Annotated in this window: 20 protein-coding genes; 3 read left to right on the top strand and 17 right to left on the bottom strand. The window is 61.3% G+C overall.

The features are described 5' to 3' along the window. Window positions 1–21: 21 nt before the first annotated feature. From icmH to tssH, 17 genes are all read right to left on the bottom strand, one after another. Complete coding sequence (icmH, locus tag bpln_RS06715; RefSeq protein ID WP_055138394.1) at window positions 22–1236, bottom strand: type IVB secretion system protein IcmH/DotU; 1215 nt, start codon at window positions 1234–1236, stop codon at window positions 22–24. Window positions 1237–1257: 21 nt separating this feature from the next. Then, window positions 1258–5358: a type VI secretion system membrane subunit TssM gene (gene tssM / locus bpln_RS06710; RefSeq protein WP_055138393.1), complete on the bottom strand. Its 4101-nt coding sequence runs from the start codon at window positions 5356–5358 to the stop codon at window positions 1258–1260. Window positions 5359–5383: 25 nt separating this feature from the next. Next, the gene (gene tssL, locus bpln_RS06705; RefSeq protein ID WP_082465213.1) at window positions 5384–6703 is read right to left on the bottom strand and encodes a type VI secretion system protein TssL, long form; all 1320 of its coding nucleotides are present in this window, start codon (window positions 6701–6703) and stop codon (window positions 5384–5386) included. A gap of 2 nt (window positions 6704–6705) precedes the next feature. Continuing rightward, a complete protein-coding gene (locus bpln_RS33720; protein WP_082465212.1) occupies window positions 6706–6987 on the bottom strand; it encodes a PAAR domain-containing protein in 282 nt (93 codons plus the stop codon). Between the two features lie 24 nt (window positions 6988–7011). Continuing rightward, complete coding sequence (locus bpln_RS06700) at window positions 7012–9372, bottom strand: T6SS phospholipase effector Tle1-like catalytic domain-containing protein (protein ID WP_055138392.1); 2361 nt, start codon at window positions 9370–9372, stop codon at window positions 7012–7014. Window positions 9373–9384: 12 nt separating this feature from the next. Beyond that, entirely contained in the window at window positions 9385–9906 is a 522-nt protein-coding gene (locus bpln_RS06695) for a DUF3304 domain-containing protein (protein WP_055138391.1), read from the bottom strand. 159 nt (window positions 9907–10065) lie between these two features. Beyond that, a complete protein-coding gene (locus bpln_RS33715; RefSeq protein ID WP_244486967.1) occupies window positions 10066–10677 on the bottom strand; it encodes a DUF3304 domain-containing protein in 612 nt (203 codons plus the stop codon). A gap of 13 nt (window positions 10678–10690) precedes the next feature. After that, on the bottom strand, window positions 10691–11218 hold the full coding sequence (locus bpln_RS06690) for a DUF3304 domain-containing protein (protein ID WP_055138390.1): 528 nt from the start codon (window positions 11216–11218) through the stop codon (window positions 10691–10693). A 159-nt stretch (window positions 11219–11377) separates the two neighbouring features. Next, window positions 11378–11905, bottom strand: coding sequence for a DUF3304 domain-containing protein (locus bpln_RS33710; protein ID WP_080937102.1), 528 nt, complete (start codon window positions 11903–11905; stop codon window positions 11378–11380). Beyond that, window positions 11902–12786, bottom strand: a complete 885-nt coding sequence (locus bpln_RS06685) for a DUF4123 domain-containing protein (protein ID WP_055138389.1) — start codon at window positions 12784–12786, stop codon at window positions 11902–11904. The genes bpln_RS33710 and bpln_RS06685 overlap by 4 nt, the downstream gene beginning before the upstream one ends. A 10-nt stretch (window positions 12787–12796) precedes the next feature. Next, window positions 12797–15328, bottom strand: coding sequence for a type VI secretion system Vgr family protein (locus tag bpln_RS06680; protein WP_055138388.1), 2532 nt, complete (start codon window positions 15326–15328; stop codon window positions 12797–12799). A 184-nt stretch (window positions 15329–15512) separates the two neighbouring features. Continuing rightward, a complete protein-coding gene (gene tssK, locus bpln_RS06675) occupies window positions 15513–16859 on the bottom strand; it encodes a type VI secretion system baseplate subunit TssK (protein WP_042624512.1) in 1347 nt (448 codons plus the stop codon). A gap of 31 nt (window positions 16860–16890) precedes the next feature. Then, window positions 16891–17397, bottom strand: a complete 507-nt coding sequence (gene tssJ / locus bpln_RS06670; protein WP_055138387.1) for a type VI secretion system lipoprotein TssJ — start codon at window positions 17395–17397, stop codon at window positions 16891–16893. An 87-nt stretch (window positions 17398–17484) separates the two neighbouring features. Continuing rightward, on the bottom strand, window positions 17485–17970 hold the full coding sequence (locus bpln_RS06665; protein WP_042624510.1) for an Hcp family type VI secretion system effector: 486 nt from the start codon (window positions 17968–17970) through the stop codon (window positions 17485–17487). Window positions 17971–18056: 86 nt separating this feature from the next. Next, window positions 18057–19550, bottom strand: a complete 1494-nt coding sequence (gene tssC / locus bpln_RS06660; RefSeq protein ID WP_042624509.1) for a type VI secretion system contractile sheath large subunit — start codon at window positions 19548–19550, stop codon at window positions 18057–18059. Window positions 19551–19577: 27 nt separating this feature from the next. Beyond that, window positions 19578–20120, bottom strand: coding sequence for a type VI secretion system contractile sheath small subunit (tssB, locus tag bpln_RS06655; RefSeq protein ID WP_042624508.1), 543 nt, complete (start codon window positions 20118–20120; stop codon window positions 19578–19580). Window positions 20121–20158: 38 nt separating this feature from the next. Continuing rightward, window positions 20159–22852 (bottom strand): type VI secretion system ATPase TssH, encoded by a 2694-nt coding sequence (gene tssH, locus bpln_RS06650; RefSeq protein ID WP_055138386.1) that lies wholly within the window; start codon window positions 22850–22852, stop codon window positions 20159–20161. 506 nt (window positions 22853–23358) lie between these two features. On the opposite strand from tssH, the gene bpln_RS33705 reads away from it, so the two are divergent. From bpln_RS33705 to tssE, 3 genes are read left to right on the top strand one after another with little or no spacing between them, the layout of a single operon-like run. Beyond that, entirely contained in the window at window positions 23359–24036 is a 678-nt protein-coding gene (locus bpln_RS33705; RefSeq protein WP_082465210.1) for a TagK domain-containing protein, read from the top strand. Then, window positions 24033–24425 (top strand): type VI secretion system accessory protein TagJ, encoded by a 393-nt coding sequence (locus bpln_RS37610; protein WP_244131907.1) that lies wholly within the window; start codon window positions 24033–24035, stop codon window positions 24423–24425. Before bpln_RS33705 ends, bpln_RS37610 begins: the two co-directional genes overlap by 4 nt. Beyond that, window positions 24418–24975, top strand: a complete 558-nt coding sequence (gene tssE / locus bpln_RS06640) for a type VI secretion system baseplate subunit TssE (RefSeq protein ID WP_042624505.1) — start codon at window positions 24418–24420, stop codon at window positions 24973–24975. The genes bpln_RS37610 and tssE overlap by 8 nt, the downstream gene beginning before the upstream one ends. Window positions 24976–24990 lie beyond the last annotated feature (15 nt).

Here is a 24990-nt window from a genome sequence, read left to right as displayed (position 1 = left end):
GTCGATGCCTGCCGTCGATCCTCAATCCATGACGGTCACTTCGACGCGCCGATTTCTCGCCCTTCCCGACGCGGTACCGTTGTCCGCCAGCGAATCGGCGTCGCCATTTCCCTCGACGCTGATGCGCGACGCCGGTACGCCGGCCGCGACGAGAATCCGGGCCACGTGCCGGGCGCGTGCCTCGGAAAGCGCCTGGTTGGAGGCGCGGCGCGTCGAACTGATCGGCGTGCTGTCCGCGTATCCCACCACCCGGACAGCCGCTCCCTCGGTCACCGTCGCGATTTCGCGGCCGGCCGAGGCCGCCATCGACGCGCCCCACGGCGCCACCGTTGCCTCGCCAGGCCCGAACATCCCGCTGAATCGGAGCGTCAACGCATCGTTCCCGGCGCCGTGAATCAGTTCGACATTCCCCGCCGCCATGTCGTCGCGCAACCGCTGCTCCAGATTTCGAGCCAGCGTGTCGAGCGGCGACGCCCGGCGTCTGCCTTTCGTGCGCATCCAGAGGTCCGCCGCCGCGTAGCCGCCCGCCCCCAGCAGCAACGCAATCGCGAGACTTCCGACGAACCTCGCTCGCGACCGGCGTACCACCACCGGACGTACCCACGGATCGACCGTCTGCCGCGGGCGTCTCAGCGGCTCGCCGATGCGGCCCGTGCTCTGCCCACCCGACATGACCACGTCGTGTACGTGTTCGCGAATGACCTGCCAGCGCTTTTGCCCACCGGCTTCAAAGCGGTATCGTCCACGAAACCCGAGGTCGAGTACGTTCTGGTACAACTCGATCAGATCGAGATTCTCACGCGGGCTGCGCATTGCCTCGTCGATCAGCCGGAAAACATGGTCGCCGCCTTGATGATCATGGCCCATCGCGGCTGCCAGCCCTTCGACCTGCCATTCGACACCGGTTGCCTCGCCTTTTCCCCAACGCGTCTGCATGGCGGCCTCGTCGAGCGCCGAGCACAGACAATAGCTCGCGTACCGCACATGCTCGGGGCGGAGCCGAAGCTCAGCGCAGATCCGCGTGAAAAGCCGGATCTCGCTCGCCAGCCACTGACGCCGCCGGGCAACCGCGGCCGCATCGAGCATTTCCGGCGTGTCGGCCAACGCCCGCAACAGGACGCGCGCCGCCTCGAGCAACGGGTTGATCGCCAGCTCCGCAGCCTTGAGCCGTGCGGCAACAGGCGGCGACACGACAGCCCCTGCATGGCTCTGCGCACCAGTCGTCAAAAACGTCATCTTGATCGATTCCTCTCTGATTCAGCGGACTGCGCCCGTCGGCAACGCGCCACGCGGCAAGCCAGGCGGCGGGCCGCTATCCGGCAAATTGAACGCCGCCATCGCGCTGGGGCACCGGAACGTCCTCAGCACGTCGCTCGTGAGCGGATTTGCGACGCTCCCGGCGCTTGCGACGTCGAGCGCCGCCTGACGCCCGTCGAAACTGAATGCGACACGCGTGCGGCCCGGCGTGGCCGCCTCCACCACGCGACCTTTCTGGAGCAGCCGCATCAACGCCCACGGCCCGTCCGCCGCGATCGTCGACGTATCGGGCCGGATCCGCGGGCTGGCCGTGATTTCCGCGTGGACGCCGCCGCGCGGCCCGGGCCAGGTGACCGTGAAAGGCGCGACCGGGCCGTGTCGATAGCGCATCGTCTGTCCGTCGATGTCGAGCGACAGGCTCATGATCGTCGGGTCGAGCTCGGGGATCCGGAAGTCGGCCTTCCAGGTCAATTGCTTGTGGCCGGGATCGTCGAAGAAGACGTCGCGGATTGCCTTCGCCTGCTCGAACGGTGCCAGGTCCGGCCCCTGCATGGGCTCGGTCGCGCCCGGCAGCGTCCGGTAGCGCCAGGGCTTCGCGGCCGTGTCGACAAACGGTGAAAGCGTTTTCGTGAAGAAGTCATCGATCAGGCCGCCCTGGGCGAACACGCGCGTAAAGTCTTCGATGCCAACGTCGCGCTTGCTGCCGGGCACGAACGGATAATTGCCCTCGATCGTCAGCCGGCAGGTGTCGCCGATCACGGCCTGCATCTGGCGCGACAACAGCTGGCCGATGCCCTGGTTGACTTCGCGCGAGCCATCGGCCGCGAGTTGCAGCAACACCGCGCGAAACGGCGCGGGCATCGTGTCGGCCGTCATTTTCAGTTTCGCGGCGACGTCGCTCGCCGGCGGCATGCTGTTGTTCGACAACGCATTGTCGGCAACCGTGAGCGCCGTGTAGTAATCGTTCAGCAGGTTGGAAACGCCGTCGAGCCCGGTTTTGTCCGCCTGCGCGGCGGCGGGCCGCGTGTCGGACTCCACGTCCACGCTTCCCGTCACGACCTCGCGCAGCGCCGCAAAGTGCTTGTCGACGAGTTCCCGTTCAACGCGCTCCGACGCCCGAATGCCCAACGCCTTGTTCTCCTTTTGATCGAGCGGGGCAGCGGCCCGCTGCAGCAGCGGGCCGTCCGATGCAGCCATCGACTGCGTGAGTGTCGTCTCATGCATGGCCGCGCGGGCAAGCCGCACGAGCGGCGAATCCGGCGCCGCGAAGCTGCGCAGCACCTTCAGATTGAACGCGAGACTCGTGCCGCTCACGGCCCGGATGTCGTCGAGAAACGCGTCCCATCGCTGCGCGTATTCGGTCAGGTATTCGCGGCGAACCGCATCGGTCAACGCATCGTCCGCGCCAGTCGCGCCGCTCACGATTTCAGCCGTTTTTTTTTGAGCCGAATTCGACGCCCCAGCCAGGTACGAGCGGCCCATCACCCACGCGTCGTCGTCTCGGGCGATCCGCACGAATTCAGTCAGCCGCTTGTCGAACAGATTCCGATAACCGTCGAACGTGAAAATCCCCGGCACGCCGCGCGACAAGGGCGCATCGCTCGCTCGCGTGAATACCGTTCCCGCTTGCGGGCCGACCGCGCGCAGCAGCGTGAACTCATCGGGCGCCTCCTTCTGCATGGCCTCCTTTGCGCGCTGATAAAGGCGATCGGTGGCGTTGCTGCCGTCGAGAAACGCGCGTGTCTGCTGCACCAGCGCGTCGTTGCGGATCAGCGGAGACTGCACCACGCGCGCCCCGGAGAAGAGCTGTTGCAGATGGTCGATCATCGCCGCCCTTCCGCCAAAAACCGCCGCGCTGTCGGTCTTCGCCCAGTCGTCGAGCACCCATGCCTTGACGTCACCGGCATTGAACTTCGCCTTGTCGTACAGCATCAGGTAGACGCGCAGCGCATCGTAGGCGGCCTTTGGATTCTTGCGGGCGATGGCGCCGGACATGACACCCTCCAGACGATGCACGATCTGCGGCAACAGCAGGTGATCTTCGAGCGCGTCGTAGGTGTGGCGACTCTCGGCTGCAATGTCGGCCGGCGTGTAGAGCCCGTAGCGCCACGCGCTGTCCGGATCGGACAGATCGAGCCCGGAGAAGGTCGGCAAATTGCGCGCTTCCGTCAGCGTGTCGGGAACGGCTTGCAGCTTGGGCGTCTTGTACAACGTCGTGACGCGGGGCGTAAGCGCCTGCACCTTGCGGCCGATCGTGTCGAGGTAATCGCTGTTGTTGCCGAAGCTCACGCGCAAGCCGATCGCCAGCCACGCGAACAACAGTAGCGCCAATGCGTGGCCGATCAGGCGCAAGAGCCGGTAGCGATATTCCCAACGCAGGTTGGGACTCACCAGATGCGCTTCCGGAAACACGACGCGGGTCAGGACGTCGTGCAGGAAGAAGCCCTGGTTGCCCTCGGCACGCGCCGACGTAACGGGAGCGCGGCCCTGGGTCGACAGAAGGCGTTGAACGACCGTGCTGCGCTCGACAACGATCTCACTGTCCCGCTGCCGCGCGCTCGTGAAATACACGCCGCGCAACGTCGAATGGAGCTGGGTATCGTCGTACCGTGAATCGAGGAACACCTGGTCGATCAGGTCGAGCAGCGGTCCGAGCAGCGCGGAAAACTCCTCGGGCAGCACCGCGAGCGAGCGGCGCTTGTGCGCATCGTATTCATCCTGCAGATGCGTATCGATCGAACCGCCAAGCCGCTGCGCGAGTTCGGCAAGCTCCGCGCGGCAGCGCTCGCGCAAGCCTTCCTTCGCAACCGTCTCCTTGCCATACGGAAGCGTAAAGCCCCATGCCTGCGCTCTTCCCTCGGCGGTCAACGCCCCGAAATACTCGGTGAAACCCGTCAGGCGGTCCATCTTCGTGACCATCACGTAGACGGGGAAACGAATACCCAGCTCCTGTCTCAACTCAGCCAGCCGCGCGCGCAACACAGCCGCCTCGGTCACCCGCGCCTGTTCGTCGGCGCCTGCCAAGGTGGCAAGATCGATCGTCAGCAATGCACCGTTGATCGGCGCGCGAGGCCGATGCCGACGCAACATGCCCAGAAATCCAAGCCATTCGGCGCGATCGATCTTCTGTCGGCGTTCAGCCGGGCCTTGACCGGGTGGAATGACTTGGCCGCTGGTTGTCGATGCGGCAGCGGCTTTCGATTGCGATGCCTCATTCCGCTTCGCCTCGTCTTCGGCGCCTTTCGCAGTCGGCTGGGTATCGGCGCCGTCCTTGCCCGGAACACCGGTTGTTTGCTTACCCGTTTCCGGGGCCGAGGCACCGACGTCCTCGGCCGTCGATGTGCCATGGCGCGTGTAGTAGCCGGCCGTGTCGATCAACACCGCGTCATTGGTCAGCCACCAGTCCACCGAAGCAGCGTTACCGGCGAGCGTCCCGGCCGCACGCTGCATCTGTTCGGCAACGGGGAACACCAATCCGCCGTTCATCAGGATGCTGGTCTTGCCGGCCCCTTGCGAGCCGAGCGTGATGTACCAGGGCAACTCGTACAAATAGCGCTTGCCCTGGAACAGCTTGCCGAGGCCGCGCGCGCCGGTACGCATCAATTTGAGGCGCGCGAGCGCGCTCGTCACGATCCCTTCGATTTTCCGCAGGCGTGGCGTGGCGGGCGATTCGTCCTTGCGGCGATCCATGCGCAGCATCTTCTTCAGGAACGCATCGTCTTCGCGCATTTTTTGCCACAGGCGGACGATCCAGAAAAGGACGAAAACGGCCACGACCAGGGCGATCGCCATGAGTCGGGTCGACACCGGCTCGAGCGGTGCCGTATGGTCGAACGACAGCAGCGGCGCCGCATACCAGATCAGCAAGCAGAGCAACGCAACGAACACGACGCTCGTCGACCAGCCCGCGAGCCAGAGCAACACGCCGGCGAGCAACAACGCGATCAGCAGCACGCGCATACCGACACCGGCGAGCGGCTTGAGCCCGCCGAACGCGAACGTCGGCCCGACGAACCAGATCACCAGTGCGACGACGATCAGTGCGAGGAGCACGAGGAACTGGCGCGAAGCCAGAAACGACAGGAACTGGAACTTCTTCATGTGGTATTCCGGAAACGGATCTGGCTTAGCGCGCGACGTCGATCGCGACGCGCCGGTTTTGCGCACGGCCTTGCGCCGTGCGGTTGTCGCCGACCGGATCAGCCTCGCCCTTGCCGACGGCTTCGAGCCGGTTCGCCGGTACCCCGGCGGCTTGCAGCATCTGCATGACCTGGGTGGCACGCTCTTCCGACAGTGCTTGATTTGACGCGAAATGCCGGCTGCGAATCGGCACGCTGTCGGTGTAGCCGATGATCGTTACCTTGCCCGGCACCTTGACGATCTCTCCGGCGATCTTCGCAATCAGCGGATTCATCGATGCCTGAACCGAAGTGCCGCCGGGCTTGAACATTGTGTCGCCGCGGAACGTGACGACGCTGTGGCGGGCGTCTTCGGTGACACTGACGGTGCCGGCGGCGATTTCGTTCTTTAGCAACGGCTTGAGGTGTAGTTGTGACTGTGATGCGGGTGGCGGCGCGGGACGCGGCGCAGGCGGTGTCGTCATGCGGGCGAGGTCGGCAATCTGCCTCTGAACGTCCGCGCTGCGACTGAACAGTTCGTACTTGAACCATCCGAACAGTCCGAGCAGGATCACCGACAGGACGGTGACGCTGATCCATACCGGGAAATCGGTGAACGACAGGCGCTTACCTTTCGCGGTCGATTGCCAGCGGGGTGACAGCGTCAGCGGCACCGGTTCGCGCTGCGACGTAATCACGTTGTAGAGCCGCTGACGAATCGCGTCGTGCTTGCGCTTGCTGCCTCGGTAGCGGCCTTCGAAACCGAGGCTGAGAATCCGGTAAATCACTTCCAGCAGGTCCCGATGCTCGTCAGGATCCTCCAGCAATCGGCCGATCAGCAGGTAGACCTTGTCGCCACCCTTGAGGTCTCCGTGGAAAGTGATCGCAAGCCCGCCCTGGATCCATTCGATCGCCGATGATCCCTCCCTGCCCCATGCGGTTTGCGTCGCGGCTTCGTCCAGTGCCGTGCATAGGCAGTAGCTCGCGCCGATCATGTGATCGCGACGGATATTTGCCTGTTCGCAGAGCTTTTCGAATACGCGGACTTCCTCCATGAGAAGCTTGCGCAACAACACGATTGCATCTTTTGACTCGAGCCCTTCCGGCATGTCGGCCTGCGCACGCAGCAAGACGCGCGATGCCTCCAGCAACGGGTTCGGTAAGGCCTTTACCTTGGCCAGACGCTGCTCGAAAACTTCGGGAGGCGCAATATTCTGGGTGACGGGCGGATCGTCTTTCCGGTTCAGCGCCTCGCGCAGCGTTTCCTCTCCGTCCGGCGAAACATCCGCGACACCAGCCGGCAGGCTGGATTTCCTTGGTGTCGACATGACTAGCGCCCCACCTTGGCCGTTGACCCGGCGATCAGCGAGCAACCACATTCGGTGCGATGGCCGTGTAATGCCACGTGGCGCCCACCGACGCGGAGTGTCGGATGCGCTTCGATAATCTTGTTGATGCCGTGCGGACGTCCGTCCGGATAGGTCTTTGGACAATCGACAAGATCATGCAGACGGGCTATTTTCTTGCCGCCAATCTTGTGCGTATCCGAGCCGGTAATGATCCGGCCGCCGTGGTCGGTTGCGTCCCCGACGACTGCAATGCTGATTGACATGGTGCTACTCGCAGGATGGCACGCTCACAGGCGCGAAAAAGTACTGAAGTCGACTTTCACCGGCGGCGGCGAGGTCCTGAACTGCTCGGCAAGATACCTGCCACGATCTGCTGCCGCCGCTCTTTCGCGCTCGATGCCAATCTGTGCGGCATTGTCTTTCAGACCGAGCGAGCGAACGCGCCTGTCGTTGCCAACGAAAACCGTCCGCGCCCAACCGTAACCGCCGGGCGCGTATTCGTGGAAATAGGGCACGCGGAACCACGCGCGGCTATCGTGAACATAGTCGTCCAGCAAGCGAATCACGGCGCGAGGCAGCTTTCGCACTGCTTCGTCAGAAGTGTGCTCAAGCAGGAACGGCAGCATCTCCTGCCTCGGCGCGAGAACGAAATCCAGCACGGGCTGATAGCTGGCGACGGCGCCGAGCAGCATGATCACCCGGTCGTGCTCCCCCATCCACGCAACCTTCGACCCTTGTCTGCGGTGCGTAGCAACATTGTTCCGGTCAACCGTCAGGTAATAAGCATTGGCGTTTTGCTCCAGGGGAACCGCCTGTCCGATCGACCCGGCCGTCAGCTCCACTGAGTCTGCCGGTGGAAGTGCCCAGTACACCTGCCAGCGCCATCGCTGATCGGGATACAGGTATGCCAGCAACAGCCGGAACTCCTCCGCGGCTTCCAGAAGGTCGGTCTTGTCATTGGTCGTCATGTCTGTCGTGCCCTCGCCAGGACGCGGAGCTTTCCCCGCTGCCGCCGCCAAGATGTCGGCCTCTTTTTTCGTGAGTTGCCTGGCAAGTTCGGCAGCCTTTTTCCTGAACGGATTCGCGAGGATCGGAATGGCAAGCACGCTGAGCGCCGCTGTATCAAAGGCCGCCTTTTGTTTTTCGAGCTGCTGCTTCTCGCGCTTCAAGTCGTCAAGCCGCGATGCCGATGTGGCCTTGCTCGCGATTCGTATTTCCAGTCCGTACGGCGTGACCTCGTTTTCGGGCGCGCGTCGGAAGAATTCCTGCGAAGTGATATAGGCTTGCGGATTGCCATAATCCGCGCGCAAGGTACGCCACGCGAGCGACTGCGCCATGCCGATGCGAAGTGCCGATTCGACACTGTCGAGGGGTTGTTGATTGACGGTGGAGAGCCAGTCGTTGAAGGCGCGGATGACGCTCGATGAGATCCGAAAATCTTCTTCCACTACCTGCGGAAGTGGAGTCTTTCCGGCTTTGACTAATAGCGGCACGCCTGCTTTAAGCGCCTCGATATACATGTTGTGCAAGGCGATCTGACTAAGCTTGCTACCGTCGCCGTCCCGCGATTTGCCCTCGTCGTTGAACGCATAACCTCCTCCCACATCCGAATGCACCCCCGGGTAGGCAACTTCAATCCTGCGCGGCGCGCTGACCGGATAGGCTTGCTTCTCTCGAATGGAATCGAGCGGAAAACTCATCCGCTGCTCGTGGATCGAGAAGAAATGCACACATTTCTTGACCGATGCCGGGATGTTGAGGGCGCCGTTTCCCGTCCATGCCCAGTGTCCGTCAAAATCCGACAAATTGATCGCCGCAGTAACGGTATCCGGCAACCCGACCGACGCCACCGTGTCGAAAATACCTAGAAAATTGATTTCGTACGGAATCGAGCCGGCAATCATTCCATAGGGTGCCCAAGTGTTGATGAGGCGGTTGACGAATACACGCGCGCTCGCCGCTCCGCGCGAGAACCCAAAAACGTTCACCCATACTTTCTTGATCGAACGATTGAGTTGGCCGCCCGGCCCGCTGTGTTTCTTTTGAAGCGCGGTCAGTTCTCCGTGGAGACGCGCCAGCTTCGCCTGAGACTTGTATCCGTAGGTTACAATCGCCTCGGTCACTGGGAGAGTCTTAGACACGCTTTCAGCAAACCGAGTCATCGTTCCGCTCGACTCAATCATATCCCTGTCGATCAATAGACAAAGAGCGCGAGCATCTGGATTCTCAAGCAAGCGATTTCCCGTCATCGCAACATGTAAAGCGTTCAGTAAGCGGGTGTATCCCCACGCCACACGCATACCGAAACCGCGAGCGAATGCCTTTCCCTCCGATGAGAATGAAGTCTCACCGATTTCAGGAAACGGAGTACCAACGCCTGCCACGTAAAATCGATACTCCCCGGCTTGGGGTTTGTCACTGCAGGCGTTGAACAATCGTGCGACGTTGCTATGCGTGGGTCTTTTCTCATCTTTAGAATCCCATTCCTTGTTGTTATTTGTCCCATCGAAGAACAGATTGACGTGCAGTGTCTGCGGGCACCCCGGGGGTGCCTCTGCCAGTGTACTGTGGCCAAACAACCGGGCAGTTTCCCCTTCGGCAAGACGTCCTTGCTCGTTGAACGGTTCAGGCCAACGGATTACGGTCATCGTGCCTTCTCCTTATTCTTTATTCAATTCAGGGTCCAGCACACCTTGCACGATATAGGGATCCTTATCATCTATTGTTGGGAGCACCCCTTTCTCGTCCCTGATCTGGATGCGAATCCGGTCGCCAGGCAGAAAATGCACGATAAACCCCGCCGTACGTGGCCCATACGGTGGCACCTTCGTCGTCGCCGTATACCAGGTACCAAGATGCTTACCGTCCAGTATCTTGTCGACATTCCACTTGACCACCAGCTTCATGCCGGATCGCCATTTTTCTGGAATACCAATACAACAAACGTATTTCCCTCCTCCTGAGCGCTCCTCACCAGGCTCTTTCGGGAAAACGTTTGGCCCACCGGCCGAAATCTCTTGACCTTCATTGCCGATACGAAATCCCCCGATGTAGTATCCGGTATAGTTGTAGCCACTTACATTTGACGGGTTAATCTCATTTTTACCCGGACATCCAGCCAAGGCAAACAACAACCCAACGACGAATAGCGCTACGAAATCATTTCTAATAGACATAACCATTTCTTAACATCCTGTTCTCGACGCGGCTTCGAATTTTTTCGATATCGCGCGCCAACCTCCGCCAGACACGCTCATCCGTCGGACTGATTCCCCTTCGTCCGGACTCCCTTGCTCGTTGAATGGTTCGGGCCATCTAATGACACTCATTCGATCTTTTCCTTATTTCTTATTCAATTCCGGGTCCAACATACCTTGCACGATGTACGGATCGTTATCTGCGGGTTTCTCTGGCATTTCCGGCTTGTCCTGTATCTCCACGCGGATTCGATCATCGGGCAGAAAATGCACCCAAAACCCGTAGTTATGCGGCCCGTACGGTGGTACGTCAGTGGATGCAGTAAGCCATTGATCACCACTACGATCGTCGTCGTAGGGTTTCGTGTCCCGCCGCCAGCGGATCACGAGCTTCAGGCCTGGACGCCAGTGAGCAGGAATGCCGATGCAGCAGACGGATGCCCCTCCACCCGAACGTGCCTCTCCTCGCTCTTTCGGAAAGATGTTTGGCCCGCCCGCCAGGAATTCCCGGCCCTCATTTCCGATAAGAAATTGATCAATGTAATAGTCTGTGTAGTTGTAGCCGCTCACACTGGACGGACTGCTCTCGTCCTGATCCGAACAAGCCGTCAATATAAAAAATAGTAAACCCACGAATAGCACAGTGAAACACTTTTTGGCGAACACAATTACCCCCATCTTCGGACTTTGGATTTTCTCCGATTTTTTTTTAATAACCTTACTCATTAAATTACTCAGACCAACGGACTGCGCCAATCGCGCCATATCCTCACCCCTTATTCAACTCGGTGTCCAGCACACCCTGCACGATGTAGGGGTCCCGATCGTCGATCTTGGGTAGCACTCTTTTCTCATCCCTGATCTGGATGCGGATTCGGTCGCCGGGCAGGAAATGCACGATAAACCCCGCAGTACGTGGTCCATACGGCGGCACTTCCGTCGTCGCGGTAAGCCATTGATCACCGCTACGATCGTCGTCGTAAGGGTGCGTGTCCCGTCGCCACTTGACCATGAGCTTCATGCCAGGCCGCCATTTTTCTGGAATGCCAATGCAACAAACGAATTTCCCTCCTCCTGAGCGCTCCTCGCCAGGCCTCCTCGGAAAAATATTTGGCCCACCGGCCGAAAGCTCCTGACCTTCGTTGCTGACACTAAATCCTGCAATGTAGTAATCGGTATAGTTGTAACCGCTTACGTCTGATGGACTAATCTCATTTTTACCCGAACAGCCAGCCAAGGCAAACAACAACCCAACGACGAATATTGCTACGAAATTTTTTTGAATAAACATAACCATTTCTCAACATTCTGTTCTCGACGCGACTTCGAATTTTTTCGCTATCGCGTGCCAACTTCCACCAGACACGCTCATCCGTCGGACTGATTCCCCTTCGTCCGGACTCCCTTGCTCGTTGAATGGTTCGGGCCATCTAATGACACTCATTCGATCTTTTCCTTATTTCTTATTCAATTCCGGGTCCAACATACCTTGCACGATGTACGGATCGTTATCTGCGGGTTTCTCTGGCATTTCCGGCTTGTCCTGTATCTCCACGCGGATTCGATCATCGGGCAGAAAATGCACCCAAAACCCGTAGTTATGCGGCCCGTACGGTGGTACGTCAGTGGATGCAGTAAGCCATTGATCACCACTACGATCGTCGTCGTAGGGTTTCGTGTCCCGCCGCCAGCGGATCACGAGCTTCAGGCCTGGACGCCAGTGAGCAGGAATGCCGATGCAGCAGACGGATGCCCCTCCACCCGAACGTGCCTCTCCTCGCTCTTTCGGAAAGATGTTTGGCCCACCGGCCGAAAGCTCCTGACCTTCGTTGCTGACACTAAATCCTGCAATGTAGTAATCGGTATAGTTGTAGCCGCTCACATCTGATGGGCTAATCTCGTTTGAATCTGAACACCCCACCGATGCAATTAGCAATCCAACAGCGAATAACGTCACAAAGAATTTCCGAATAAACACAATCACTCCTCGACCTCCTCCTCTTGGGGTGGCTTCGTCTGTTTATCGAGACCACGCATCAACTCGCGCCAGACATATGCCGGAACCATTTCGAACGACTGTGTCAACGGCACCTCGCCGGTAATACTCGACCGAATCGCCGATCGGATTTCATCGTGGCGATCGAAGGACTCCCCGTATTGGTACGAGGCCGCACAGAATGCGTGGCGATCCGCGCGAGAACTCAACCCCCAGTCGCCCGCACGGTGATAGCGCCGGAGGAAATCCTGGTATCTGGTTGCATACGACTGGCTCGCGTCGATCAAATCAAGTTCGCTCAACTCGCTCATAAGCGCATGCGGTTCATCATGCCGCTCCAACTCATCGAGTTGCCGTTGACTAAAGCACTGGGGAAACTTTCCCGCGTCAGCAACGCACACACGCTCGACGATTTCAACGTGTTGCCACTCCGAGTGGCCACCCCGGTATATCCACATCACCATCGGACGAGAGAGTTCGGCCCGCGCCGCTTTCCCCCAGACCTCCAGAATCGCCGGGAGCGAACGCGGGTCGAACCAGCGAAGCATCACTTGCATCCCTTCCCCGACGTCGACAAAAAGAAAGCGCCGCAAGTGCAGCTTGAGCTCATCAATACTCAATGCGCTGCGCATCACCGTGAAGCATGGTCGATACCGGTCCATCTCATCTATCTGGTGAACCCATTCGCTCGTCGCATCGCCAATCTCGAAGAGGATCGGCGCGGCATTTCCGGCTTCTGCCTCTGGCAATCCCTCGAATAGCGATCGCACTTCCGACGAGAACTCAAGTACCCACGTAGCAAGCGCTTCGGGATACTGCGCACCGTCAACCAGGCCGTAGAGTGTTCCGTTGCCGTCTATCGTTTTCATGAAGCAAGCCTCAAAGCCGAGGAACAACGGATGCACCGCTCTTCGCGGCTTTCAGCAGGCACTCAATGCATACCTTGGGAACATGTAGCTCGACAGGCACTTCATCGGGTTGCAGGAAATGGTGATTGGCCGCATGCGCAAACCAGGCGCCGCTGGTGCTGCTCTTGATACTGCCCTGCTCAAGCTCGATATAGCTACCGCCACCGTTAAGTACCAGCTTCTTCCTGGCACTGATATGAATCGTGTCGCTGGTTACGTTGACCTCGAGCAGTGCCAGCAAATTGATCGCCTTGTTGAGCGCATGAATGTCGATGTCCCCATCCGCCGCGACGGTTTTCATGCCGCCGCGTGCCACAAACGCGCGCAACGTGTCTTGCGCACTAATGAGGACGCTTCCATTCGCCGATGCAGCGATATGCTCTCCGCTCGTCAACGCGACATGCTGCCCGCTTGCGATATGCGTTGTCGCCGGAGTCGTGGTCTGAATGCCGGCGGCGCCGGCAATGACCATGTGTGGCGCGCCGAGTTCAGGAAAACCATCGCCGACGCTGCCCGATGCCCCGCTGATCGCAGCGTTTTGTTTGGCGAGCGCCCTGGCCACTTCCTCCTGATGGCTGTTCGTTTCCTGAGCCGTCGCCCGCTGGGCCAATTGTGCGATCACCGACTGCCAACGCTCGGCTTCTTCCAGCCGCGCCGTCGTTTCGCCCATGTCAGTGACGTGGGCCTGCGCGCCTTGCCGAATTTCGGTCGTCAGCAGCATGCCCTGCCCGGCGCGAAACACGCCATGGCCGTCCGTGCGCAGTTCAGCCCCATGGCCACGCGCATCCTGCCGCCCGGCATTCCCCGCAATGCGCGTGATGTACCCCAAATTCAACTGCGAGGCGCCTTCGTCGCTCGACAGGTGTGCCTGGATTTTTCCGTTCGTATCGTCGAAAGCCAGCGTATTCGCCCGACGACCGCCAACCTCCCGGCTTCGATAGCCGGCCAGCGTCTGGTTCTCGGGCAACGCGAACGGCGGCATGTTGAACGCATTGGTCGCGCTGCCCACGATGATCGGCAAGTCCGGATCGCCGTTGACAAACGCGACTTCGACCTCCTGCCCCCGACGCGGCAGAAAGATTCCGCCAAACTGATCGCCATGCCACGCACCGGCCACGCGCACCCAGCAGCTTGAACGTTCGTCGTGATTGCCGAGCCGGTCCCAGAGAAATTGAAGCTTTATCCGACCATACGCATCAGTCCAGATTTCCTGATTCTCCGGGCTCGTCACGACGGCATATTCGACGCCGTTCATACGTGGCTTCGCAATCGTCCGAAGCAGCCTGAACGGCTCATTGGTTGGTTGCACCGTAAAATCCGTTTCGCACTGGTAGTGCTGGCCGGACCCCGATGCTTCGCCAACCTCCTCGATCGTCAGCTGACAGGCGATCACCGCATACTCGCGATTCGCCACGTCCTGCGGATAGTGCGACAGCACGAACGTCTGGCCCGTCACCACGCCCCGCAGGTTGCCTTTGCCGCAAGCCCTCAGCCCCTGACAACGCCAGGCCTCCATCTGTACCAGCGTCAGGTACTCCGCTTCCGTGCGCGGCTCGTTGTGATCGCCAGAGAGCCCGGCCGCGCCAGCTTGCGGCTGCGCGTAGTCGCCCCATGTGTAATGCTCCTGATGGGCGAGCCCCGTATCGCGAGGCTCTTCACGCCTCACCGTCAGGTCCGCACGCGGCAACGTATAGTCGTAGTCGACGCTCGTCACCGCGCCCGTGGTCAGCACATGGGAGACCGAGAAGTCCTGAATGTGCTCCTCGTCAAGCCGTCGCCCCGTCGGAGGCTCGTAGCGAAGCACGGCATACGCGTCACCCAGCGGTTTGAGCGCGCCCATCGAGTCGCACAGCACAAGCCGGTGCTTGCCTTCGCTATGCTCGAAGAAGTAGTAGATGCCCCACTCTTCCCACAGGCGCTGCAGGAACGCCCAGTCGCTTTCGAGGTGCTGGCGTTGAATGTCCCGCTTGGGCCATGCCTTGTTCGGTCGCGGTGTGGTGAGACGTTTTTCGACCGGGAACGGATAGGACGAGAGCACCGCATCGGTGATCTCGACCACGGACATATCCTGAAAGATGCGGCAGTCGCAATTCCTGGTCGCGTGCCAGAGCCACGGGCGCAGCGTGAGGACATATACGATCGAACGGCCATCCTCACGCGCGATCGCCGCATGGCTCACGATACCGGTGATCTCGCGTGTGCCTGCACCAAGATTGGCCGTGCCGGCGCCTCCGGCCAGGCCCGGAATGAAGCGGCCCTTGCCTTCGAGCTGAATCGATACGGTCACTTCCGTGCCGATCAGCTTGTCGAGCTTGACGTTCGCCGCGACGCTCTGCGAAAACCCGAGCGCGTCCGGCGTTTTCAGTTCGAGCGTGTACTCGAACAATGCTCCGATGGTTTCACTGCCGGTCAGCCTCACTGGCGTGAGAATCGACGCTCCGCCGTACATCGGCAGCGCAGCGCCGGAAACCGACAACGTCCGTGGTGCATCAAGCAAAGCCATTCCGGGATCTCCGTTGATTCGATCCGATCATCGACCGTCTTTCATGTATTCAGCATGTGACGGATTGCCCCCCATCACTTCCAATCGCTTGCGCACAAACAACCTGACATTATCAACAGGATGACTAAATAAATAATCTTCACCGAGATCTCTTTAAACATTTCCTATTCCTCAAAAAAAGCGCTCATGCGCGCACGCCCCACAATTCGAGCTTGAGCGACGGGAAGTCCCCCGCGACGTGCAGGGCGACGCCCCCGTGACGTACCACTTCCTCCCAAAGCGGGCCGCCCCGGGTGAGCTCGTAATAGATGTAGCCCGCATTGAATGGAATCTGCCGAGGCGGTACCGGCAGCGCTTGCAGGCCGATGCCCGGCAAGTGACTGCGCACCAGGCCCGGCAGTTTGTCCGAAGGCCCTGCCTTCGCCTGCGCCAGAAACTGCTGCTGCAGCACATCCTGCGGCATTGCCGCGTGCACGGCCAGCACCAGTGCGGTAAACGCTTGCATGTCGACCGGGTCGACCACCGCGTTGCGCATGCCGTGGCCGCGATCCTCGAGCGCGATGCTCTGCGCGCTACGCACCAGCACGGCGTTGAGCAGACGATGCGTGTCGTCGACGACCGGCTTCAGGCATACGTGCGGCGTCGTGTGCTGATACGGCGGATGCGTCTCGAGCGGCCGGCGCGTGTCGGTGCGCAGATGCGTCGACAACTCGCCCGCCATGCCGATCAGGAGCGCGTACACATCCGCCGGCGACGTCACCGGCACCCGCAGCAGATGCTGCAGGAGCGGCTCATAGCGATTCAGGATCTGCAAAAGCAGGTAATCGGTCACCGTCGCCGCGCTTGCCGTCGTGTCGTCGGTACCGGCGAGCCGCTGCGCGAGTGCATTCGCGCGAAGGCGTGCGAGATCGTGAATCTTCGTGACCCAACTCGTGAGCAGGTCGCTCGCGCCGTAACCGGATACCGGTGGCACGAACGTATCGTCAAGCACGATACTGCTGTCCGCACGGATCGTCGTCACGCGCGTGAGTGCAAGGCCGATCCAGGCATCGCCCAACTCCTTTTCCGGCAGCAGGCGCATGCGCAGGTTCGACAGTTGTACCGCCTCGGGCGCAAGACCGATCGAGTTCGTATCGCGCAGCTCCGTGTCGAACACCTGATAGCGCGCCAGCGAATCGGGGGGGTTATCGAAGGTGGTTTCCTCGCGATTCGGCAACCGGACGGGCACGGCCAGATAGATGACCTGATCGAGATGCTCCTGCCGAATCGTCAACGGCGGCGGCAACGGCGTGTTGCCCGGTGCATCGAACGGCGTGCCGTCGGTGAATACGCCCGCAGCCGACTTGACGATGACCTTGCCAAGCGCGAGCGCTTCGATGTCCAGTGCAAAGTGCGTGAAACCAAAAAAGAATGGCGACAGCGGCGCCGCCCGCTGATGCGCGTATTTCTCGAAATAGCGGTCCTGCTGCTGGAACAGCTGAGGCCGGAAGAACAGCCCTTCCTGCCAGGCGACCTTGGCGTACCAGCTCATGCGTGCTGCCTGCTCTGTTGCGCGACGTGTTTCATTTCTTGGCTTCCGTAATCTTGATACCCTTGGCCTCGAGATCGATGGTCAGTTTCAGCTTCGGCGTGGACAGGCGGTACCACGCCTTGTCCGGTGCGGCCGGCATCGCGTAGACTGCCCGCCACACGGCGTTCGGCAAGTCACGATAAGCCGCGATCACGCCGATGGTCGTCGTGGCCGGATCGGGCCGGCGCATCACTGTCTGATGTTCGCCGGGACGCAACTGCCATTCGTCGCGCTTCACGACATCGTCGCCAAGCACGGTCTTGTCCCGGGTCTGCAGCGTAAAGAAGTCGGCGGCCTCGAACGCACCGGCATTCTTCAGTTCGTAAATGCGCACGACGATCGGCGCAGCTCGTCCTCGCTCGTCCGGATTGACGTCGGGTAGCGCATTCACGCGCATGTCGAGCCGAATCGGCTCCTTCTGTTTCGGTTCGCCACGGCTTGCGCAGGCGCAAAGCGTGAGCGCGCAGGCCAGCGTGACGGCGATCGATATCGAACGCATGCAGCTATGAACCTTTATTCTCAATACGGGACACCCCTCAACCGGCGCAGGCAACGCGCCTGCATCGGTTGCGGGGCATCCGCGCGATTACGCTTCCTTGTTGCCCTTGATGTCGAAGCCCGCGGTCACGGCGCCGCCGCTGCCGCCCTGTGCGTTCTGCACGACGTACTCCTGCTTGACCTTCGAGAACGACAGCGACACCGATTCGCGGCTCTTTTCCGCATCGTGCTTGCTACCCGACGGCTTCACGCGCGTGACGATCACGTCGTTCATCGTGAGCTTCAGGTATTCGAGCGGGCTCCCGCCAGCCTTGCGCATCACCAGCGTCGCCTGGTCGATGTGCTTGCCCGTGAGCGCATACTTCATCAGGTTCGGGCTGGCGCGGTCGATGTTGTGCTCGAACATCAGATCCTTGACGGTCGCCTTGCCGGCACCGCCGCCGCTGCCGGCGTGCATCGACGATTCCTGCTGGATGTCCCACTCCCAGTTCAGAACCTCGATTTCGTCCTTGTGCTTGTCATCCAGCGATTCGCCGTTGATGCCGTCGATCTTCAGGAAAATGTCCTGCGCCATGTCAATGCTCCTGGTTTGAATAAAAAGAGACCGCGCACCGCGAGAGAAGACGGTTCAACGCGCGGCCCAAGGCCACCTGTATCCGGTTACGCCGCCTCCTTGATCGACGGCAGCTTCGTCACGAGCCGTAGCGAGACGGTCAGCCCTTCGAGCTGGAAGTGCGGGCGCAGGAAGAATTTCGAGTTGTAGTAGCCGGGGTTGCCCTCCACCTCCTCGACTACCACTTCGGCGGCCGCGAGCGGCCGGCGCGCCTTCGTCTCCTGCGACGAGTTGGTTGGATCGGCATCGACGTAATGCATGATCCATTCGTTCAGCCAACGCTGCATGTCTTCGCGCTCCTTGAACGCGCCGATCTTGTCTCGCACGATGCACTTCAGGTAGTGCGCGAAGCGCGAGCACGCGAACAGGTACGGCAGGCGCGCGGACAGGTTGGCGTTGGCCGTCGCGTCCGGATCGTGATACTCGGCGGGCTTCTGCAGCGATTGGGCGCCGATGAAGGTCGCGTGATCGGTGTTCTTGCGATGCACGAGCGGAATGAAGCCGTTTTTCGACAATTCGGCTTCGCGCCGGTCCGAGATCGCGATTTCGGTCGGGCATTTCATGTCGACGCCGCCATCGTCGGTCGGGAACGTATGAGTCGGCAGATTCTCGACCGTCCCGCCCGATTCGACGCCGCGAATCAGCGAGCACCAGCCGTACTGCTTGAACGAACGGTTGATGTTGACGCCCATCGCGTATGCGGCGTTCGACCAGCCATAGCGTCCATGGTCGGAACCGTTCGTGTCTTCCTCGAAATCGAATTCGTCGACCGGGTTGGTTTTCGCGCCGTATGGCAAGCGCGCGAGAAAGCGCGGCATCGCCAGCCCCACATAGCGCGCGTCCTCGGTGTTGCGCATCGAGTTCCAAGCGGTGTATTCGAGGTTTTGCGTGAAGATCTTCGTCAGGTCGCGCGGATTCGCCAGTTCCTGCCACGACTCCATCTGCAACACCGAGGGTGAGGCACCCGTGATGAACGGCGTATGGGCGGCCGCCGAGACCTTCGCGATCGAGCCGAGCAGATCGACATCCGGCGGCGTGTGGTCGAAGTAGTAGTCCGCGACGAGGCATCCGTAAGGTTCGCCGCCGAGCTGGCCGTACTCCTGTTCGTAGATCTGCTTGAAGAGCGGGCTCTGATCCCAGGCGATACCCTTGTAGCGGCGCATCGTGCGATGCAGATCGAGCTTCGAGACGTCCATGAAGCGGATCTTCAGATGTTCGTCGGTTTCGGTGTTCGACACGAGATGATTCAAGCCGCGCCATGCCGATTCGAGTGCCTGGTAATCCTCGTGGTGCAGGATCAGGTTGATCTGCTCGGAGAGCTTGTGATCGATCTGCGCGATGATCGCTGCGATGCTCTTGTACGCGTCGTCACTGAGCGTCGCCGTTTGCGCCAGCGCCTGCTCGGCGAGCGTCTGAACGGCCCGCTCGACGGCTTCGCGCGCGTCGTCGGTCTTGGGTCGGAACTCGCGCTCCAGCAGCTGGGTGAAATCGGACTGCGTCGCCGTCTGCTCGACAGCGGCCCGTGTTTCCTGCTTCGCCATGATGGTTATCCCTTCTCGGTTCGTCGGTCAGTTCGCGGGGGCTTGATCAGCGGCTTCGTCGGCTTGCCGCTCGGGCTTTGGCGCGGCGGCCAGCGATTTGAGCAGCGCAGGGTCCTGCAGCAGCTGCGTCACGAGCGCCTCCGCGCCCGACTTGCCGTCCATGTAGGTCTGCAGATTGGCAAGCTGCGTTCGCGCGTCCAGCAGTCGGCGCAGCGGCTCGACCTTGCGCGCGATCGCGGCGGGCGAAAAATCCTCCATGCTCTCGAAGCTCATGTCGACCATCATCTGGCCGTCGCCCGTCAGCGTATTTGGCACGGCGAACGCGACGCGCGGCCGGATCGCCTTCATGCGCTCATCGAAATTGTCGATGTCGATCTCGAGAAAGCGCCGGTCCGATACGGCCGGCAACGGCTCGACCGGATGCTTGCCGGACAGATCGGCAAGCACGCCCATCACGAACGGCAACTCGACCTTCTTCTCCGAGCCGTAGACCTCGACGTCGTACTCGATCTGCACACGCGGCGCACGGTTGCGTGCAATGAATTTCTGCGAACTGCTGGAAGCGGCCATGAATGAAGCTCCTGAGCGGTGGTGGTAGGACGGCGAGCTCAGCGAACCGGCTCGTCTGAATGAATGACGGTCGCCTCGAACGCGAGGGCCTGTGCCGGTGGGTCGGACGGGTCGACCACGCCGATCGCCATGCGCGCCAGCGTCTGTTTCGATGCAAAGGCATCGAGCCACAGCGCTGACAGGCGAGGCAGCACGTGCTGCTCGATGAATCCGATCAACACGCGTGCGCCGGCCTCCTGCACGAGACAGCGGCCGACGATGTAATCGACGACCGCGTCGTCGTACGTCAACGCGATGTCGTGGCTGTCGGCCATGCGCTTGACGACGCGCCCCAGATGCAGGCGGACGATGCTGGCGAGCGCACTGTCGGCAAGTGGCCGATACGGCACGACTGTCACACGCCCGAGAAATGCCGCCGGGAAGACCTTGAGCAGCTCGGGCGTCAGGGCTTCCCGCAGACCATCCTGATTCGGCGCGAGCGATGGATCGACGCAAAGATTCGTGTTCAGCTCGGCGCCGACGTTGCTCGTGAGCAGGATCGTCGTATGGCGGAAATCGATATAGCGGCCGTCGCCGTCCTCCATGTAGCCCTTGTCGAAGACCTGGAAGAACATCTCATGCACGTCGCGGTGGGCCTTCTCGATTTCGTCGAGCAACACGACCGAATATGGACGGCGGCGCACCGCCTCGGTCAGCACCCCGCCCTCGCCGTAGCCGACATAGCCCGGCGGCGCCCCTTTCAGGCCCGAGACGGTGTGCGCCTCCTGATACTCACTCATGTTGATCGTGATCAGGTTCTGTTCACCGCCGTACAGCGCTTCGGCCAGCGCCAGCGCGGTTTCCGTCTTTCCGACGCCCGAGGGACCGGCGAGCAGGAATACGCCAAGCGGTTTCTTCGGGTCGGTGAGGCCCGCTCGCGCGGTCTGCACACGTTCGCCAATCCGACGCAGCGCGTCGGTCTGGCCAATCACGCGAGCCGCGAGCGTGTCGGGCAATCTGCGCACGGCGGCGACCTCGTCGGTCAGCATGCGGCCGACGGGAATGCCGGTCCAATCGGAGACGATTTCCGCGACGATCGCCTCATCGACCTCAGCGAATACGAGCGGCGCATCGCCTTGCAGCGCGGCGAGCGCGCGTTCGCGTTCGCGCAGCATCGAAAGCGCCGCCGCCTCGTCGCGTGGGGTGTCGCCGTTGTCGGGTCCAATGGCTTCGCGCGCGGCCAGCAACGCCTGTGCGGCGGCCGCCTGAGCACGCCAGCGATGGTCGACAGCCGCCTCTTCGGTCACCAAGGTATCGATGCGCGCCCGCACGCCCGTCAACGCGCTGTCGATATCCAGGCCGATACGGGCTTCCTGCACGAGCAAGGCCTCCTCGGCACGCGCGGCCGCCAAACGCTGACGTATGTCGTCCAGTTCGCGCGGCACGGTATGCTGCGACAGCGCCACGCGGGCACAGGCGGTGTCCAGCAGGCTGATGGCCTTGTCCGGCAGTTGGCGCGACGGGATGTAACGGTGCGAGAGCGTGACCGCCGCACGAATCGCTTCGTCCAGCACCACGACGCCGTGGTGCCGGGAGAACGTCTGTACGAGCCCGCGCACCATGTCGACGGCGGCCGCTTCGGACGGCTCCGAGATCTGCAGTACCTGGAAGCGCCGCGTGAGCGCCGGATCCTTTTCGACGTGGCGCTTGTACTCGGCCCAGGTCGTCGCACCGATCGTGCGAACCGTGCCGCGCGCCAGCGCCGGTTTCAGCAGATTGGCGGCATCGCCCGTGCCTGCCTGTCCGCCGGCGCCAATCAGCGTGTGGATTTCGTCAATGAAGAGGATCACCGGCGCCGGCGATTTTGCAGCGGCTTCGAGCAGCGCTTTCAGACGCGCCTCGAATTCCCCTTTCATGCTGGCGCCGGCGAGCAATGCGCCGACGTCGAGCGACAGCAACCGCACGTCGGCGAGCTTCGGCGGCACGTTGCCCGCTGCAATCGCGCGCGCCAGCCCTTCCACGACGGCCGTTTTGCCGACGCCGGCCTCTCCTGTTACCAGCGGGTTATTCTGCCGGCGGCGCAGCAGCACATCGATCATCGTGCGAATCTCGAGTTCACGGCCGATGACCGGATCGATCTCGCCCGCACGAGCGCGCGCCGTCAGGTCGGTGCAGTACCGGTCGAGAGAAGCCGCCTTCGATGCCACTGGAATGGCGCCGGACGCCTCGCCCGGCACTGCCGCCGAAAAATCGCTGTGGTCGTAAGGTGCATCGGTGGCTTCGGGCGAGCCGTCAATCCAGGCCGGCAACGCGTCGCCGAGCCCGTCGACGGGGAGCTTGCCAAACGCGGGAGAAATGGAGAGCAGAACGCGCCGCAACTCGGGCGTGGAGACGAGCGCAGCGACGAGCCATGCGCCGCGCACGCGGCGATCGCCATGACTCAGCGTCGCGAGCACCCACGCACGCTCGATTGCCGCCTCGATATGCCACGAGAAATCACTGATCGAACTGGCGCCGGCGGGCAGCGCGGCCAACGCGCTTGCGAAATCACGATCCAGTGCGTCGCGGTCAATGCCGGCGTGCCGCACGATGCGATGCAGGTCGCTATCGGGTTGCTGCAGGAGCTGATGCAACCAGTGGACGAGCTCCACATACGGATTGCCGCGCAGCTTACAGAACCGTGTTGCTGATTCGACGCTGCGGTAGAGCTGAGCCCCGAGCTTGCCGAACAGCGCCTGGCGTGAAATTGTCATGCGAACCTTCTTGTTGTTGATTCGATGTTCCTGGCCCTGGCCGGAGCAATCAGGAATTCTATTCGGGCGGCATCGGCCTATTGCCGCACTTCACACACCAATAAAGTGAATGCCTCTCAGTCCGCGCATTATTCCAATTAGCTTTTACTGTCGTCACTCACGCAAGTTGGAGAACCGACATCGAATCGCACCTTGCGACCTTACACCGCCAAAGATATTCAACTACACCATCTGGGTCATGAAAACGGGGAAGCTACACGAGCGCCGCAATCACCACGCCATTGATGCAATCGAGGGAATCCGCCAAAAATACGAACATACCCTCAACAATCCCTCATTGACATTTCTTATCTCCATATAAACCAAGCACACTCCACCTCACTCAATTAATCCATTAATTCAAGATCAAATCTTGATAATATTTTAAAATCGAGAAACCTCATTTCGAATGAACGAATTACCCACCCCACGGGTAAAATGCGCATTCCGTCATCACAGGCTCTTTCATGCGCTTATTCCGCTTGCAACGGCACCGCCAACCCGATACCTCGATTACCGAGCCCGAGTTGCATAACGAGTCGTGCGATCCCGGGAAGCAAGAGGACGGCGCGGACTCTCTGCTGTTCGAACCATCGGATCTCGCGGGCGGAAATCAATCGATCCTCGATCTGATCGGCAATCACGGTATGAACGGGAATCACGTCCGGGGGAAGCTCGGCACGGGGTCGCGGGAGACCCCGTTTCCCGAGCACACTGACGACCTCGTCGAAACGCTTCACGCGCAATACTGGCGCGCGCTGACGGACCCACACACCGCCCTTTCCGGCTCATTGAGCGAACCGCCGGACCCGCCCGCGACACCTGTTGGCTCAGTCGCGCCCGATTCCGGTTCGCACGACCTGCGGCCGCCACCGGCAAACCCGACTGGCCCGGAATCCATCGAGGTGTTGCTGTCAGGCGAGCGCAAACTCGAGGACGCATTCGGACGGCTGGACACGGAATCTGCTCCCGAGCTGGAGACCGGACCCACGCCGGAAGTCCTGCGCCTCTTTGCTCCCCCCGAATTCCACTCGGCGGAACTCCGCCGTGCGCCATCGCTGCCGCCCGCGCTGACCCGGCGCGAGCATCACGCGCTGTCGGTCGATAGCCCGCTGGATGCACCGGTATGCAAGGACGACGCATGAACCTGTCATTCGCGGTTGAAACGCTCTCTGGCCACCGCTTGGGAGACCTGCCGACTATCGTGCAGATCGAGCGGATCGAATCGAGCATTCGCGTGCAGCCGGTCCATCGGTGGGCCTTTTTGGATACCGTGTCTGCTGGCGCTGAGGGACGGCAGTACCGTGCGCGGCTTCATGCCTGCCTGCTACCCGGCTCGGAAGCCGCGACCGACGTACTGCGTCTCGGGCGCGAAACGGCTTGGCAGGAATCTGGACGGACCGCCGTCATCGCACCTGGACGAAAAACCCGGACAACGGATCAGGGAGATTTCGGTCCATTCGAACTGGACCACGCGCAGTTCGGCTCGCGTATCACGGGCGGCGCCACCCCTGGAGAGCCGGCCGATGACTGAGCCCAAACGGCATCCCACGCGGAGCGGCTCGCTCGTCGCCCGCCCACCGCGGCGCGCAAACGCCCACCTGATGCCGACCCTGCTCGACCGGCTGCGGGACGACGCGCCGCATCGACTCGTCGAAGCCCCCGAAGAATATGCCGTCACGCGCAAACAGATGCGCGACATCGTCCAGCGCGATCTCGCCTATCTACTCAACACGACCAGCATTGAAGACCGGATCGAGCGCGACCGCCACCCGCGGGCGGCCGCGTCAACCGTCAATTTCGGCGTACCGCCGCTCGCCGGCACCTTTCTCGCATCGCGCCAGTGGAACGACATCGAGCGGATGATCCGGCAGGCCATCATCGATTTCGAGCCGCGGCTGATCCCCGATTCGCTGGCGGTCTCGCCGCGTCTGAGTGAGGACGCCAGTGGCCAGCACAATGTGCTCGCGTTCGAAGTACGCGGTCTGGTCCACATGGACCCGTATCCGCTCGCATTCATGGTGCAGAGCTCGCTCGATCTGGAGACGAGCGAGATCCAGATCACCGGCATGCGCGCCGGGTAGGCACGGCAGCACGAC

It is taken from the genome of Burkholderia plantarii (assembly GCF_001411805.1).
In the GTDB taxonomy this organism is placed as follows: Bacteria; Pseudomonadota; Gammaproteobacteria; order Burkholderiales; family Burkholderiaceae; genus Burkholderia; species Burkholderia plantarii.
This window is presented reverse-complemented; position numbering and strand designations above follow the sequence as displayed.